This is a genomic window from Spiroplasma endosymbiont of Halictus nicosiae, assembly GCF_978018445.1.
The window spans coordinates 1487465-1503164 of the sequence record NZ_OZ389573.1 but is presented as its reverse complement, the minus strand read 5'-3'; the positions used below and the strand labels follow the sequence as shown (position 1 = coordinate 1503164).

Genomic DNA, 15700 nt, shown 5'->3' with positions numbered 1-15700 from the left:
ATGAAACAAGATAAAATGACTTGATTAAAGGGTGTCTTACCTTGAAATTGATTTAAAAAAGACCCTATTCCGACTTATAATTGAACTCATAAAGATATTAGAGAATGAGAAAGGAAATATAAAATTCGTAGTTGAGTAGTTAGTTTTTATACATTGATATTTTTAGCATTAAATTGTTGATTAGAATATGGCATGATTAATGCAATAAAAGATAATATTAATTGATATAATTATGGTCAATATTGAGGTAATGGAATTGCCATATTATTAACCCCTTTATTTACACACGGAATTCAGGGTATATTTGTTGCTAGTAGTAAACCAAAAGTAGATATGAAAATTGATATACCACGATTAAAAATATCTAAAATGGGATTAGTATTTACAATATTACCTTTAATTACTTTAATAATTTCTTTAATTATTATTTGAATTGATAAATCAAAATGAAAAAAAGACCATTTAAGACATTGTTTAGAATGTCGAATTAATCCGCGTGTTATTCAACCAAGAATAGCAAAACAATGAAATAATTTAGATGGTATAACATAAGAAAATAACAAAGAATTAAATTTAAAATAGACTATATATTAGGGGTGGTTGATATTTTTGGGTGGTTATATAGTTTAATTTATAAATTATTTTGTTTTGAAAAAATAGATGGCCACTGTTTGAGTAAGGATAAGAAAGGAAATATTAAAATGGAAATTAGTAATGAAATAGTAATTGCTTTACTTGTATTAGCAGGTGCAGGCGGAATGGGTAGTCTTGGTATTCTTGGATTATCTGCTAAAAAAATTAAAAAATATAAAGCAGAAATTAGAGAATTAAGAACTGCTGTTATTGCCCACGAAAAACATTTACGAGGGCCTGATTATGCAACAGAATTAGCATTAAAAACAGGTCAAATTAAAAATGTTAAAAAACAAGTTAAAGTAAATGACAAAAAACAACAACAAAAAGATGCTATTAGACAACTAACAAATAGCATTTAAAAAATAACCAATTAAGGTTATTTTTTATTTTTCTTTATTGTGTTTTATATAAAAATTAATAAGATGTTCTATTCGTTGTGAATAAGTAAGGCCATTAAATTCATTTCAAACTTTTTCTTCATTTTCATTTAAGTAAATATTAACATTACGAATTAATTTAGAATAATATTTTTCTGTTTTTTGATTATATGAATTTTTCATAATATTAACCTTCATAATTAGCAATAATAATGGCATCTCGTAAATGATTACTTATTTTCTCATTATTATAGAATCAACCTTTACCATATTGATAAGTTAAATTATTATCTTTATCATATTTTCATATACAACTATCATTATATTTACTTAAATTTTCCATATTTTTAACAACTGATTTAGTATGTTTTGGTGATACTCAATTAACATTATTTAATTCGTGTGTATCATATTTAATTACTCCAATTATTTTTAATAAATCATCACGGTCTTTTGAACCATTAGCATTTGTATATAAACAATCTTCAATATTAATAATTGCATCTTGTTTTAACTTATCTAAAATAATATCGGTTTGTGTAATTCAATAATGATTTGTATATTCAGATTTATCAATTAATTTATTATCTTCAAAAATAGCAACGGCCGTAGTGCCAGTTCCTGATGGGTCAATACCTATTTTTATCAAGTCGCTCATTCCTCATCGTTGTTAACTGTTGGTAATACATTTGATATATCTTCTTCTTTTACTACATTATTATCTGTCAATCTTTCATTTGATTCATGTAATAAATTATTATTTGATATATTTTCGTTGCTAATTTGACTCTTATTTATGTTTATATTATTATCATTATCAATATAAATCTTTTCATCATTAGTTGTAATAACTGCTTGGTCTGATTTATAAGCTTGTTGTAATTCGACTGACATAATACCTCATTTTCGCAATAAACTAGTTAATACTGTTTTAAGTGCCATTTCATCAAAACTAGCAATATAAAATGATTTATTTTTAGCATAAGTTTTAGAATATTTCATAAAATGATTTTCCATTTGTTCTTTTGTCATATATAATGTTTTTTCAAAACCATTAACCATTTTAAAATATGCTACATAACCTATAATTGGTAATTTTTCTCTTTCATCTTCATTTTGTATTCAATTAAAACTAGTTCCTTTTAATCTATCATAATTTACTAATTCATTTTCTCTGACGTCTGATACTGACATATCTAAATATTGACCGCTTCTTTGAGCTAATTGAATATAACCTTTATAACCCATTTGAAATTGTGCTTGATTAATTCATTCTTGGATTTCACGACCATTAATAATTCTTGTTATTTTAGTATTATATGGAACGACATAAGCATATCCGAATTGCTTTTCCATAGGTAAATTTAATAAAACACCTTGATAACAAGCGGTCATAATTGTTTTTGGGTCTGCTTTTTGTAATAATTCATTACTGTTTGATATTGAAACTATATTACTCTTAAATCTTGCAATTTCATTTTCATTTGAAAATTTACTTTTTATTCATTCTGTTGCTTTATCTGTTCTTAAAAATTCAACAATATTTGCCATATTATTTTTCTCCTTTATTTATTTTAAAATTAATACCTTTAATACCAATTAAATTAATATCTTTATTACTATCTCATTGTTCTTTAATTTCATTTTTAACAATTTGTTCATCAACAATTAAATAGTTTTTAATAAGATTAATAAGTTCTAATTTATCAGCTTTTTGTAAAAAATCATCATTAATACCTATAACTTCAATATCTTTAACTAATAATTTTTCTTTACGAAAATTACTAGTAATAATTTTTAATTCTTGCATTTGTTTTGCTACACTTTTAATTTCTAAAAATTGTTCTTTTTTGTGATTTTCAATAATTTCATTTTGTTTTTGAAATTGAATATTAATAACACTATTTTTAAAAGAATCATGATTACTTTTAATATTATTTTCTAAATTCAAAATATCTTTTCTAATAAAATTTAATTCATCTTTAAAATTTTTTATTAATTCTAATGGTTCTCTAAAAATATAATCAATTTTTGAAACTACTAGTTTTAAATCTTTTAGTGATTGTGATTTATATTCTCCATTTATTAATCAAGCTTGTTGTCGATATATAAATTCTGCTAATTCTTGCCCATTTTCATCAATTCATTTTTTAATTGTTAATGCTTTTAAACTTAATTCTTTAAAATCATTTCCTTTTAAATAAAATGGATAAGTAATATTTTTAACTTCATTATTTAATTTTAAGTCTTCCATAATTAAATTTCCTCCAAATTCATATTCATAATTAAATTATCAATATACTCATAAGCACCGTCTTCTGAGTGACATTCTTCTAATGCTATATTAAATAAGTCTTCTTCGGTATAAACCTTACCATCTTCATCTTTTCACATATTTACTCACATCCTTGTCATTTAATATTTTTGTTTTCTAAATCAATAATTGTAGTTTTACAATAATTTAAATTTTCAGAATAAATTCTTGCCTCATCAAATGTATAAAAATATGTAGTATTTAAGCTATATTTATCTTTTGTTACTAATAAGTATCTTTTATTCATAATTTATCACCTCATAATCTGCTTCTTCATCTGCTAAATAATCACTAATTAAACTTTTAACTTCATCAATTTCATATCATTTGCAATTTAAGTCAAAATTTGTTGGCAATGAAATATTACCCACATGTCGTTCCTCATCACCAAATTTAAGATATAAATTTAACTCTAAATTATCTGAATAATCACTATCAATTTGTGCATAAATAATATCTTTATTGGTAATTTTTAATGCTTTATTACATATCATTTTTTATTTCCTCCTAATTTTGTTTTCCTAATGCTCAATGTTCATCAGTCATATCTTCAAATGATACTGAATAACTTTTAAGCATTAATTCATTTAATTTATTTTCTTGATTACATTTAAAGCAATAACCTCAATATCTTTTTTTAAGACAAATTTTATTTAACTTTTTCATATAAACCTCCTAAATTATTCCTTTGATTTTTTGGTCAATTTGTAATATTTTTCAACCATCAGAAGCTAAATCTAAAATATCGTTAATTTTGTAATATTGCATATAAGAAGCAATAACATCTCATTTATCTTTAAATAAATTTAAGTACATTTTGGCTCATTCTAAACATTGCAAATCATAATGTTTTTTATGATGTGAAATACGACAATTAATAGGTTGACAATTAACTCAATAAAATGATGTTGTTATTTCATTTCAAGTTTTATTAATATATTTACTTTTATATTCTGTCATTTATTTTTTCCTCCTAGTTTTAACTCGCTGGCACTCACTCCCAAGTGAAAGTGCCAAGCGAGAATTAGTTATATAAGTATTTATCTATTTACTTACTACGCCATCCGCCTCACTGGGGGTGAGCGGTGGCGATATGTTAATTGTTTGAATGTTTAATAATCCACAGTTGTTTTTTTAATATTGACGCCAGACATATATATGTCTTCCTTTATCCGTGCCCATTTGTGCTTTTGCTCTGGGATTTGACGTTCAGTTTTTAAATTAAAAATTCACTCGCATTTTAAAGGACCAAATGCTATAAAACTCCAACCAACCACACTTTTCGCAAATTTAATTGTAAAGTCACTATCTCTATTTTTATTGTCGTTTGATATTAACCTTGGACTTATCACGACTATCGCTTAGTTCTAATGAACCAGCGCCGATTTACATTTTTCCTCATACACTATTTCAGTACTTGCCTCGGCCGGCTGTGGAATAAAAACACTTAGTTATTTAAAATAACCGTTTCGCTCTGCATTAAGTTGTTTTATAAAATTTAAGTTTTAATAAACCAGTTTCATAATCAAAGATAATTTTTGAATTTTCTAGGCGTTTATAAAACCGCTTTTGTGTTTTATCTTTTACTTTATTCAATAAATCTTTATGTTTTTCACAAGTTCATAAAACTTTATTTGATAAAAATTCTTCGGTAATGAATGATATTGCTTTATAGCAATTATCAACATCACATATTGTTTGTTGCTTATTAATTTTCATTACCTACTCCTTCCTTTATTAAGTTTTTTTATTAGCAAATTAATTAACTGAAACAGAGAAAGGACAACACCTTAAAATTGGAGAAAAAACAGGTACACTTTATAAAGATTTCTAAGATATTTAATAAATGTGTAAACAACTTAAAGAGGGTATCAAAAAGTTGTAATAAAAAGTTTCTATTTTAAGAATTTAAGATGCTGTCCTTTCTCTGAATCAATTAATAATTTTGGTTTTACAAATAAAAAAACCATTTTAGTAAATGGTTTATTATTTTTATTCAATTTCTATGTATTTGTTAAAACCCTTCTTTTTTACATGCGACCAAATTCTAATAACTGTAAACCAAAATTTTTTTCTTGTTGTTGGATTGACAATCTAGTTGGATTTTTTTAACAGCATAAATAAGGGCTGTTTTAGATGTTCCAATTGGCTATATATCAAACTAAAAAGTACTATTTTTTAGTACTATTAAGAATTTTTAATTTTAACATCAATCGGATTTGTTTGACCAGTAGCGTTGTTTTTACCTTTAATTTGGACAAAAACCTTGGTATCATTTGTAATATTTATTGGTCAATCAACACCAGCACTTTCAATAAAGTAATCAAAATCACTTTCAGTTAAAGAACTATTTACTGCTTTTACTGCTTTTAAAACAACATCTTTAAATTGTGGTTTTAACTGTTTGGCTGTTGCTTTTGTTGGGTCTGCAACATGAATAGTTGGTTTATCTAATTTATTAATTTTACTAATATCAATTTTTGAAACAATATGTTTAATAATTCCTTTTGGTTCAACCACTGCTCCACCTAAATATAAAACTCTTTCCATAATCAAAGTATTACCCATTCCAGTACCTAACGCAGCAGCACCAACTCTTAACGGAGTATGATCTTTTTTGTGTAAAATAAGAGGGTCATATTTTTTGCTAAACTTAAAGGCAATTGCATTAACACCATCTGGTAATAATTCAATTGTTCCTTCTGAACCATCTTTATTAATTGGTAATTTTTAGGAACCATATAGTATGTTGTTCCTTCAACAGTTTTCATTGCTCCACTTGTTGTGATTACACTATTTATTTGGTCGTTTGCTCCAAGTTGTAACTGTAATTTATTACGAATTCCACGAATAAAATCAGCCGAACCTAAAACAATTGTTTCTGATGGAGTAAAGCTGTTTTCATATATTTTATCCATAATTTCATCATGAATTTGTAAAGCATTTGTATCATCTGCTTTTTTGCCTTGAATAGTTGTAAGTGTTCCTTTATTAATAATTTCTAAAATTTTATTGCGTTTATAAGCAACCTCAGTATCCAATGCTTGCTCAATATCGGCAGCCCAAAGATTAGGATTAAAATCATTTTCTACAGGGTCTAATTTACGAGCAAAAGTTAAAATTGTATCTAATTCAAGAACTCCATCTTCAAATTCTACTGTTGAATATTTTAGAAGATTATCATCGGTATTAAATACTTGTCCATCTTTTCCCAAACCTTCATTATATTTAATATTTTTCTTTCTTTTATATGTTAAACCAAATTTATTTGCTTCTTTTCACGCAAATAATGCCTCTCAGCTAAATTTTTGTTGATAAGTTTGTAAATATAATTGTTCAAATGTTTCTAGCTCTCTTTGTGTTGCTTGATTAGCAATATCGCCAAAAATTGTTTTTGGATCCATATTTTTATTCCTTCTTTCTATTTATTAAATACATTGTCTGTATCTAAAATATTGTTTTCTTTGTTTACTACTTTTGGTACGCCACCAGTATTAACTGTTTGTACCTTAATTAATTCATCATAAACACTTTGCAATTGTGTTTTAATGATTTCAATATCATCAGTAATATCATAAGATTTTAATAAAACATTTTTAAAATCTTTATTATCAGTTGAAGAATTAATAAAATCAATTACTTCAATTTGTTTTAGTTGAATTGTTTGTTGTTCAATTTGTGAAGTTAACTCAGTATTTTTTGCTTGTAGTTCGTTGATTTGCTGATTATTATTTTCTAAATTACTTGAATTAAATTCTTCAACTTCAGCAGTATTTTTTAAAATAATTTCAGCAGTTTTAATATCTAAACTATCATCTTCATTTTTAATAGGTTCATTATTTTCTTTTATAAGAACATATTTTACATTTTTTAATGCCATTGTTTTTGCTCCTATTTTTTAATATTTGTATTTGTTCTTTTTCTAATCGCTTTTTGTATAATTTCAAAACTATCTCTCTAAAAGACAAAAAATAGCGTTTAGTTTTTATATTTAACTGATTAAATACTGAGCCTTTAATTTTTATCTCATCATCTTTTTTAATTTCAAAAACTCATTTAAAACAGATGGGTTATATATTGATAATGTTGAGTAATTTAATCCTTCTCACTGACATTTAGCTGAACAAGCATCAACTTCAACACCACCAGCAACAAGAGCCTTAATTTTTGTTTTAATAGGATTTTCATGTAATCTAACAGTTAATTCTAACTTATTAACTTTTTTATTTTTTATTTTAGGTTTATTAGTTATTGATTTTTTAGGTAAATTACTTTTTGTTTGAGACATTATTTAACATCCTTATTAGATAATTTGTCATATTTTAAACTGTCAACTAATATTCAATCGATAGAACCTGTTGAATATGGATTTTTGTAAAAATCTTCTTTATATAATTGTTGTTGTTTTAATTCTTCAATTTCACTACCTAAATTTTGATTAAAATTATGTGCCATATCTATTTGTTGTTTAAAACTATTTATTTCTTGTTCTTTTTCAGCGAGTTCTTTTTTAAGTGTTTCATTTTCTTCTTTAAGTTTGTTAAATTTAATTGATTCTGTTATTGTCATTATTTGTCACTTCCTTTTTTAAAAAATATTGTAAATGTTTTCAAGCATCTAATTCGTGCTCTGTCATTTTAATATTTCCTTTATAAATATAATTTTTCTTAACAACTGGTGATTGTAAAACATAATTTAAATTAAATAGATATTTGCATAAAACTTTTAAACCACCAATGAATTTAGGAGTAGATAATGGATTTTTTATTTTTAAACCTTTGTAAAGTTGAAAATCTTCAATTATTACAATAACTTTATTTAAATAAGAACAAATTTTATTTTTAAACTCATTTAATATTAAATACATATTATTTATTGCTTCTTCTTCATTTTTGGAATTAAAAGTAATATTATTAATTATTTTATTTTGTAAAACATTATAAATAATAATACCAGTTTGACCAATTCCAGCAGGGTCAATTGCAATAATATATTTTAATTTATCTGGTTTATTTTTTTGTCAATTTGTAATATTTTTCATCCATCGGATGCTAAATCTAAAATATCGTTAATTTTGTGATGTTGCATATAAGAAGCAATAATATCTCACTTGTTTTCAAATAAAATTAAGTACATTTTTGCTCATTCTAAACATTGCAAATCATAATGCTTTTTATGATGTGAAATACTGCAATTAATAGGTTGACAATTAACTCAATCAAATGATGTTGTTATTTCATTTCAAGTTTTATTAATATATTTACTTTTATATTCTGTCATTTATCTATACTCCTTAATTCTTTTTATTTGTTGCTCAAATTTCATCATTAATATCATTTACTGTTACCAGATAAGCTTGTATCATTAATTCTTGTAATTTATTTTTAATTTTTTTTTTTTTTTTCATTTTTTCATCAAATATTTTTCTTTCTGTAAAAAAACATAATATTCCTTTATTGGTTAATATTTTGATATTTAGTAAATAATTTATTTTAATATTTAATTACTTTGCCGCCCGCTCCACTTTGAAGGTGAGCGGGGGCGGATAGGATATTTTGATAGAGTTTACCCCCACACGGAAATAAACAAAAAACAGTTTACCCAGTTATTAATTACGCTTCATCCATCCCTACACAACTTTATATAAAGAAAATAACCTTTTGGAGTTCCAACCCTCTTGTTTTTTTAGTGTACGATATTGTTTTTTTCGGTTTAACAACACTCTTTTTATGAAAACAAGCCAAAAAACACATGCTCTGACATTTCGGAAGTGATTAATCTTGCCGAGAATTAAAGAAATAAATAGGAGTAGTAAATCCAATCGCTTTCACACTTTCTTTAAGGCTTCGTGCCATAGATCAGTTATCCATCTTTAAGCATCAAAAAATATTAAGTTTTAAAGATTGAATTTTGGATTAATCGTTAGATAGTATCTTTATTTTTTTATCTCATTATCTTTTTTAATTCTTTGTTTATTAAATATATTTTTTAGTAATTATATTTAACAATTAACTAACAACTAAATAAAACAATTATTCAAAATTTTTTAAGAAAAGAAAAAATGGATTTTTCTGAAAAAACATATTTTATTAAGTGTAAAAGATACTATCTAACGATTAATCCAATAAATATAAGTATTTTTTACAAAATAAAAAGCACTTTATTCTTTTTCAATAAAGTACTACATTTGCATTTACAATTTACAATTTAGAATCAAAATTTAAAATAAACTTGGTCAAAACAGAAGCAGAAACAGCAGAATTAAAGTATAAAACAGATGAGTCGGAATTAGTTAAAATAAGGAAAAAATATAATAGTTTACTAGAAAAAATAAGAGTTACAGAAGAAAAAATTCAAAAAATAAAATTAGAAATAAACAAAAAAATAGAGAATATGCAGGAGAATTAATTTTTTTCTCACTAATTAATGAGATTGAAAAAAACAATGATGAATTGTGATTAACAATAACTGAAAGTACTTGAAAAATAATAGTTTCATTATTTAAAGATAATCCAAAAGAAGTATTTTTAATTGAATTAAAAAATCAAATTACTAGTTTTCATAAGAATGAGTATTTGGAATATTCAATTACTAATGCGGATATAAGTTCTTTGGCATATTTAATTTGAGATCATTTTAGTTATTACTATAATTTAACATGGGACTTAGGTGTTAATCAAGCAATAGAAATTACTTCCTATTCTGGATATGACCATGGATATTGAGACCCTGCTGATCCTTCTAGAAAAAATAGAGTTTTTGGTGAAAATACATCGGAAATATTTGGTGAAGAAGAAGAAAAACTTGAAATAAAAACATCTTTTCATAGTTCAAAGCAAGAATATGAAAAGGCACAACCAGAATATAAACCAGCAGCAGAAAAATATATAAAAACAGCGGAAAAATATAATGAAGAAAAAGACAAATTTATGATAAAAACATTTGATTATGAAATCTTTTTAGGAAAAGAAAAGAATAGTTATACAATAAAAGATAAAAATGTTACAAAACAAAAACTTAATTATGAAAAAGTAAAATTAGAAGAAGTAAAAAAAGAATTTGATTTAGTAGAAGAAGACCTTAAAAAAATACAAGAAGAATTATAAAAAAATCAGTTAAATAATATAAGGCATATAGTGATTTTTCTGATAAACTTGGTCCTAATTTTTCATGATATTTTGTTTGATATTCTCATAAAATTTATTCTGATAATCAACGTAACTTTAATTTTTGTCTAATATAGTTTATATCTTCAAGATTAATGATTATTTTCTGGTGGCATTTTAATCGTTTAATCTTGCTTTTTATCTATAGCCGGTACCTAAAACTTTATTCTAATCTTTTATTAAGAAAGATAGTATTTTTAAAAGAAAATGCTATAATCATTGTAAACAAGGGAGAAATTATTAAATTAGGTGATTATTGATGGAGAAAGCAACACAAGATTTTCAAAAAAATGATGTTCGGTTAACAAGAATGTATTTTACTACACCAATGGAAGTTATTGCTAGAATTATGATTTTAATTGGACAAGCGGTTATGCTAGGAGTAATTATTATTGTATCAGCTTCTTTAGCAATGATTGCAACTAGTAAATTACCAATTCCTGCCGTTTTTAATAATTTTGGTTTAGCTGATGGTGTTTTTCGTGGTCTTACCATTGTTATTGCTCTGTTTGGGATTATCTTTTCTTTAATATTTGTAGTTCCAACATTAATTGTTCGTAATATTAACCTTTTAAAGGTAACTGGAATTATTTTTAATACAGTCGGATGCATCTTTGTTTTACTAATGTTAGGATTAAGCATTATTGCATATCTTTATATTCCTGTTCGGCTAAATTTACCAGGGGTAATTATGGCTGGACTTTGTATGTTAATGTTATTTTGAGGCAGTTTTTTATTATGATTCTCAGCAATTCGTCAGCAGAAACGAATTAACCTTGCTGTTGCTGAAAGTTTAGATTTTAGTTCTAAATTAAACATAGTTGAATAGGAAGGTGCTTTAATGAAAAAAACAGAAAATAGTAAAACAATAAATCAAGAACAATCAGCAAAAGTAGTAAAAAAAATACAGTTTGTTGTTGATAATCCTCCGCCAGTTTTAAAAAATTTAGATAAAACTGTTATTGATCACACCGTAAAATCATTAGGGAAATATGAATTAAATCGAAAACAACAAATTCGTCCGTTACCTTATCAATACAACATTGAAGCAAGTAAGTATTATTTTTCTACTAAAAGTGAAACAATAGCGAGAACTTTAATTGTCTTTTCACAATTATTGTTAATTGTAGTTGCTCTAATATATATTCCAACGTTAGGGCAGGTAGGAGCACAATTTATTATTTCTTTATTATCCAAATTTAAAACTCCATTTACTGATCAAATTGTAGCAATTGGTCAACCAATTGTAATTGGAATAATTATTTTATTAGCTATTTTATGGATTACAACATTCTTTTTTATAATAATTCCAATTTTAATTACTAAAACATTAAAAACTGTTAATATTTGAATAATTATTGTTAATATTGTTGGTAATATTAACTGTTCTTCAATTCTTGGATTAGCTATTTTACAATTTATTTATGCTAAAAATTCAGTTGCTGGATTAAATATTAACCCATTTGTGTTGCCTTCAATTGTAATTGTTGCTTTTTGTTGTTTTATATTGGGGTGCTTATTTTTAAAAAGTGATCGTAAAAAATATCAAACCAAATTAGAAAATAAAATATCAAACCAAATTAGAGCACTAAGAGAGTAAGGAGAAAAACTATTATGTTAACAAAAATTAGTTCAAAACGAGATGAATTAGCACTCCAATGAAATACACGAATTGAAGTTGCAGCACGTTTATTAGTTATTAGTTTTTCAATTTTAGGAACTTTTATGGGTTATTTTATTAATGCTGGTTGTGCAATGGCTTATAATAATATTAAAAATTTAACAGGTGTTATTTCCCATCGAACTTATGAATTACATTATATTATTGCTGGTATTGTTGGTCTAGTTTGTGCTTGTTTTTTCTTTTGTTTTATTGGTTTGCCATATATAAAATTAAAAAAAGCAGCTAGTTTTAAAAGTTGAATTATTATTTCAAGTATTTTTGCAATAATATATTATACAACATGTTTTATCTTAGCAGTAATTTTTATGAATATGTTTAACACTATGAATAATTATTTTATTATGGGTTTTACTTTGCTTATTATTTGTTTTTTAGTAATTTTTTTATCATATTTTTTATTATGACGTGAAGTAAAAAAACAATGAATTTTACGAAAAAAATTTGAGTATTTAGCAGATGAAGAACAAATGAAACAAGTAGAAACAAAATTAGCAACTTTAGAATTACGACGTCAGCGCCTTGTTGAATTAGAAACAATTAAGTATAATAAAGAAAAGTATAGTTTAAATCATTTAAAGGAAAAAAAGAAAAATATTTATGTACAAAAACCTGTTTTAGAAGAGAAAGAACAGGAAGTTTTAAAATCATCTAAGCAAGAATAATATAATAAATATTAGAGGAGACTGTATTAATGAATAAAGAAGATAACAATAATAATGTGGTGAAATTAACAACTCAACCAGTTCGTCGAAAAATTTCTCGGAAAGCAAATTTAAATCTTTTTGCTATTATTGCAATAATAGCAATTACTGCTGGGTTAGGTGGAGTTATTTACTCAATTATTGCTGCTTCTTTTTATCATGATAAAAATCCGTGAGCAAATGCTATTTTGTTAGATGATAAAATTACAAAAAAGGTTAATTCACAATTGTCAAAAGCATTAGTTGATTCTAATGGGGTTGCAAAACCAGATCATTTAACTAGTTATGTTTGGTTTAATGCTGGTGAAAAAGATGGAATTGATATTTATGCTAATCTAACTAATATTCAAATTATTCAAGATATTTTTGCAAAAAATAATTGAATTGAAAATAATTTAAGTATTGTTGAAACAATGCTAAAAGGAACAGGGGCTAGTTTATCAGGAACCAAAGTAATTTATCAAAATAATCTTTTGAATTTAGTTTTGCGACCAAAAATTTTATCTTATCCATATAATGATGGTGATGATAAATATGGTTTAGTAACAATTTTCCCAGTGGATTATCAACAAGGACTCTTTACATATAAAGTTCGTTTTGCTTTGCAATTAATTGCAACTGATTTTGCTGGTTATTATATTGATTTAAAGAAAACATTTGATTATACATATGATACAACAGAGGGTGCTTATCCAGTTGCTTTAACATTAAGTCAGCTTTTAAATTTAATTAGCAACCAAAAAATTATTAATTTAGTTCAGAAATATCATATTAGATTAGATAGCGACAATGAAGTAATTTTAAATAGTTTTTTAAGTGAATATTATCCAATTGCAAAACCAGATAATAGTATTCTTATTAATGAAGAAATTGCAAACAAAGATGGTGTTCCTTTTGCACCAATTGTTAAAACACCGTCGGGAAGTGACTTAACATTAAATATTAAGTATGATTCTAAAAAATTTAGTTCATTGCACCAATTTGGTGCTAATCTTTTTAATTATCATGATAAAAATTATTCAGCAATTGCTAATATTTTTACTAAAATTGGAGTTACAATGCCAACATTTGAAAATGTTAAAAATAGTTATGATTTATATGATCGAAACAGTGAAGATACTTTTCTTGCTGATGGAATGATTGACCAACGAGTAAACTCTTATCGAGGATTTATTAAGGAAATGGGGATTGATTTCGATAATATTACTGATAGCTTTAATTATGTTACTAATGATAATAGCCAGTATGTTTGAGGCTCAGAACATCAAATTTTTTATAATGAAGTTAAAATTAAATTTTTAAATATTAATAACAATTTAGGAAATAATATTTATCGAAGTCCAACTAAAATTTACTATGATCAACAACGTTATACAAATACTTCAATTAATTTCCAAGCATTTGATTTATCGGCAAATGTTAAAGATGTTATTGAAAAAGTTCAATATGATGATTCTGCAGTAGAAATTGATCGTCGTTTAACAAATCAAAGTGAAATTATTAAAACTAATTTAAAAGATTATTTATTAAAGCAATTAAATAATCCTTATATTAAAATTAATAATATTGTAAAAGAGATTACTGTTGGTGTTACAAATAATGTTTCTACAATTGAAGGAACCGTTTTTGTAAAACAGTCACCTATTAATGGAACTTTGCGTGGGAATGATAATAAAGTATATCAAGATAAATTGTTAACTTTACCAAAAATTGATATTACAGTACGTTTTTCTTATGATGGTACTAACAGTAACACCTATAATTTATCTTATCAATATGATGTTGCATCTAAAGTAGTTAAAGATTGACGTGGTGTTGATAAAAATAATCTCAGTCTTTTACAAAGTGATTTTAACTTTTTTGAAAATTATACAACCCTTGATAAAATAACAAGTTTAGAAAATGATTATTGTGAGGAAATAATTGGTGTTGCTAATATATGAAAAAATAATAATCCATTGGGAGCAGGAAATAAAGATAATAATTATCCCGTTGAATTTTCAAATCGAAATTCGTTTGCAATTAAGTTAAATCAAGTTAATGTTGGACGGAATAATAACAATAATTTACGAGTTGGAACCTATAATGCTAGTGTGACAGCAACAAAAGGATCACTAAATTATCAAGGAACATTCACAACTAATTCAATTTATGTAAAAGCAGCGCCAATTGAACATCTTACAGTACCATCATTGTTTGCAGATAGTTCATGGACACAGCAACAAGCTTATCGACAAATTAAAACTAGTATTTTAAGTCAAGCTGCAAGATATGGTTTAAATTTAACAGATAGTGATTTTAGAATTAGTGGAATTTTAGAAAATAATGTTGAAAAATTACCAACTGGGAATAAAGCAATTACCATTACTGCTGTGGGAAATGATAATGTTGTTACTGGAACAGCAGTTGTTGATTTAATTGTAAATTCAGTTAATATTAGAAAATATAATAGTGCACTTAAACTAGGCTTTCAAAAAGTAAATGATTCAATTGGTGAAACAATAAACAGTATTTTTGCACAATTACAACAAGTAGTTAATAAAGATGGATATAACATTGTAAATTTCCGTGAATATTTTAATGTTATTATTTTGACTGAAGATAATCGTGAATTAGATGCTAATGATGTCTTTTTAGAAGAAGGTAATTATTGATATTATATTAAAGTAACAAGTTTTGGAGCAAAATATTTTGAGGGAACAATATCAAATATTTTCATTGCTAAAAAATAGGAAAAAAATAATTTAATTGCCTAAATTTAGGGAAAATGTTAAAATGTTTATACAAATTAAAATAGGGTTAAATACCAAAGGGGGAACAAA

Annotated in this window: 25 protein-coding genes; 8 read left to right on the top strand and 17 right to left on the bottom strand. The window is 24.9% G+C overall.

Annotated elements, in window-relative coordinates:
* On the top strand, positions 1 to 552 hold the full coding sequence (locus ACZ91P_RS10365; protein WP_465155647.1) for a hypothetical protein: 552 nt from the start codon (positions 1 to 3) through the stop codon (positions 550 to 552).
* 44 nt (positions 553 to 596) lie between these two features.
* The gene (locus tag ACZ91P_RS10360; protein ID WP_465155645.1) at positions 597 to 995 is read left to right on the top strand and encodes a hypothetical protein; all 399 of its coding nucleotides are present in this window, start codon (positions 597 to 599) and stop codon (positions 993 to 995) included.
* A gap of 24 nt (positions 996 to 1019) precedes the next feature.
* Here ACZ91P_RS10360 and ACZ91P_RS10355 read toward each other — a convergent pair whose 3' ends face one another.
* From ACZ91P_RS10355 to ACZ91P_RS10275, 17 genes are all read right to left on the bottom strand, one after another.
* Positions 1020 to 1196, bottom strand: a complete 177-nt coding sequence (locus ACZ91P_RS10355; protein ID WP_465155643.1) for a hypothetical protein — start codon at positions 1194 to 1196, stop codon at positions 1020 to 1022.
* A 4-nt stretch (positions 1197 to 1200) separates the two neighbouring features.
* Entirely contained in the window at positions 1201 to 1671 is a 471-nt protein-coding gene (locus ACZ91P_RS10350; RefSeq protein WP_465155641.1) for a hypothetical protein, read from the bottom strand.
* Positions 1656 to 2564 (bottom strand): recombinase RecT, encoded by a 909-nt coding sequence (locus ACZ91P_RS10345; protein ID WP_465155639.1) that lies wholly within the window; start codon positions 2562 to 2564, stop codon positions 1656 to 1658. The genes ACZ91P_RS10350 and ACZ91P_RS10345 overlap by 16 nt, the downstream gene beginning before the upstream one ends.
* A 1-nt stretch (position 2565) precedes the next feature.
* Complete coding sequence (locus tag ACZ91P_RS10340) at positions 2566 to 3267, bottom strand: hypothetical protein (RefSeq protein WP_465155637.1); 702 nt, start codon at positions 3265 to 3267, stop codon at positions 2566 to 2568.
* A gap of 2 nt (positions 3268 to 3269) precedes the next feature.
* Positions 3270 to 3407 carry a hypothetical protein gene (locus ACZ91P_RS10335; protein ID WP_465155635.1) on the bottom strand — a complete coding sequence of 46 codons (138 nt, stop codon included), beginning with the start codon at positions 3405 to 3407 and terminating at the stop codon, positions 3270 to 3272.
* A gap of 2 nt (positions 3408 to 3409) precedes the next feature.
* Positions 3410 to 3574 carry a hypothetical protein gene (locus ACZ91P_RS10330; RefSeq protein WP_465155633.1) on the bottom strand — a complete coding sequence of 55 codons (165 nt, stop codon included), beginning with the start codon at positions 3572 to 3574 and terminating at the stop codon, positions 3410 to 3412.
* Positions 3567 to 3821 (bottom strand): hypothetical protein, encoded by a 255-nt coding sequence (locus ACZ91P_RS10325; protein ID WP_465155631.1) that lies wholly within the window; start codon positions 3819 to 3821, stop codon positions 3567 to 3569. Before ACZ91P_RS10325 ends, ACZ91P_RS10330 begins: the two co-directional genes overlap by 8 nt.
* Before the next feature lie 13 nt (positions 3822 to 3834).
* The gene (locus ACZ91P_RS10320; RefSeq protein WP_465155746.1) at positions 3835 to 3993 is read right to left on the bottom strand and encodes a hypothetical protein; all 159 of its coding nucleotides are present in this window, start codon (positions 3991 to 3993) and stop codon (positions 3835 to 3837) included.
* Between the two features lie 9 nt (positions 3994 to 4002).
* The gene (locus ACZ91P_RS10315; RefSeq protein ID WP_338991147.1) at positions 4003 to 4287 is read right to left on the bottom strand and encodes a hypothetical protein; all 285 of its coding nucleotides are present in this window, start codon (positions 4285 to 4287) and stop codon (positions 4003 to 4005) included.
* A gap of 519 nt (positions 4288 to 4806) precedes the next feature.
* A complete protein-coding gene (locus ACZ91P_RS10310; RefSeq protein ID WP_338988931.1) occupies positions 4807 to 5046 on the bottom strand; it encodes a hypothetical protein in 240 nt (79 codons plus the stop codon).
* A 468-nt stretch (positions 5047 to 5514) separates the two neighbouring features.
* Positions 5515 to 5895 (bottom strand): hypothetical protein, encoded by a 381-nt coding sequence (locus tag ACZ91P_RS10305; protein WP_465155744.1) that lies wholly within the window; start codon positions 5893 to 5895, stop codon positions 5515 to 5517.
* A gap of 29 nt (positions 5896 to 5924) precedes the next feature.
* Positions 5925 to 6731, bottom strand: a complete 807-nt coding sequence (locus tag ACZ91P_RS10300; protein ID WP_465155742.1) for a hypothetical protein — start codon at positions 6729 to 6731, stop codon at positions 5925 to 5927.
* Between the two features lie 17 nt (positions 6732 to 6748).
* Positions 6749 to 7207, bottom strand: a complete 459-nt coding sequence (locus tag ACZ91P_RS10295) for a hypothetical protein (RefSeq protein ID WP_465155740.1) — start codon at positions 7205 to 7207, stop codon at positions 6749 to 6751.
* Between the two features lie 141 nt (positions 7208 to 7348).
* Positions 7349 to 7615: a hypothetical protein gene (locus tag ACZ91P_RS10290; protein ID WP_465155738.1), complete on the bottom strand. Its 267-nt coding sequence runs from the start codon at positions 7613 to 7615 to the stop codon at positions 7349 to 7351.
* Positions 7615 to 7896, bottom strand: coding sequence for a hypothetical protein (locus tag ACZ91P_RS10285; RefSeq protein WP_465155736.1), 282 nt, complete (start codon positions 7894 to 7896; stop codon positions 7615 to 7617). Before ACZ91P_RS10285 ends, ACZ91P_RS10290 begins: the two co-directional genes overlap by 1 nt.
* Positions 7874 to 8368 carry a hypothetical protein gene (locus ACZ91P_RS10280; protein ID WP_465155734.1) on the bottom strand — a complete coding sequence of 165 codons (495 nt, stop codon included), beginning with the start codon at positions 8366 to 8368 and terminating at the stop codon, positions 7874 to 7876. Before ACZ91P_RS10280 ends, ACZ91P_RS10285 begins: the two co-directional genes overlap by 23 nt.
* The gene (locus ACZ91P_RS10275) at positions 8323 to 8607 is read right to left on the bottom strand and encodes a hypothetical protein (protein WP_465155732.1); all 285 of its coding nucleotides are present in this window, start codon (positions 8605 to 8607) and stop codon (positions 8323 to 8325) included. Before ACZ91P_RS10275 ends, ACZ91P_RS10280 begins: the two co-directional genes overlap by 46 nt.
* Positions 8608 to 9558: 951 nt before the next feature.
* Between ACZ91P_RS10275 and ACZ91P_RS10270 the strand changes: the two genes are divergently transcribed.
* The 6 genes from ACZ91P_RS10270 (at position 9559) to ACZ91P_RS10245 (ending at position 15610) form a co-directional block, all read left to right on the top strand.
* Positions 9559 to 9735, top strand: coding sequence for a hypothetical protein (locus ACZ91P_RS10270; protein WP_465155730.1), 177 nt, complete (start codon positions 9559 to 9561; stop codon positions 9733 to 9735).
* A 44-nt stretch (positions 9736 to 9779) separates the two neighbouring features.
* Positions 9780 to 10433 carry a hypothetical protein gene (locus ACZ91P_RS10265; protein WP_465155728.1) on the top strand — a complete coding sequence of 218 codons (654 nt, stop codon included), beginning with the start codon at positions 9780 to 9782 and terminating at the stop codon, positions 10431 to 10433.
* Between the two features lie 319 nt (positions 10434 to 10752).
* Positions 10753 to 11322, top strand: a complete 570-nt coding sequence (locus tag ACZ91P_RS10260; protein ID WP_465155726.1) for a hypothetical protein — start codon at positions 10753 to 10755, stop codon at positions 11320 to 11322.
* Positions 11323 to 11334: 12 nt separating this feature from the next.
* Entirely contained in the window at positions 11335 to 12093 is a 759-nt protein-coding gene (locus ACZ91P_RS10255) for a hypothetical protein (protein WP_465155724.1), read from the top strand.
* Positions 12094 to 12107: 14 nt separating this feature from the next.
* Complete coding sequence (locus tag ACZ91P_RS10250) at positions 12108 to 12839, top strand: hypothetical protein (protein ID WP_465155722.1); 732 nt, start codon at positions 12108 to 12110, stop codon at positions 12837 to 12839.
* A 29-nt stretch (positions 12840 to 12868) separates the two neighbouring features.
* On the top strand, positions 12869 to 15610 hold the full coding sequence (locus ACZ91P_RS10245; RefSeq protein ID WP_465155720.1) for a hypothetical protein: 2742 nt from the start codon (positions 12869 to 12871) through the stop codon (positions 15608 to 15610).
* Positions 15611 to 15700: the final 90 nt, after the last annotated feature.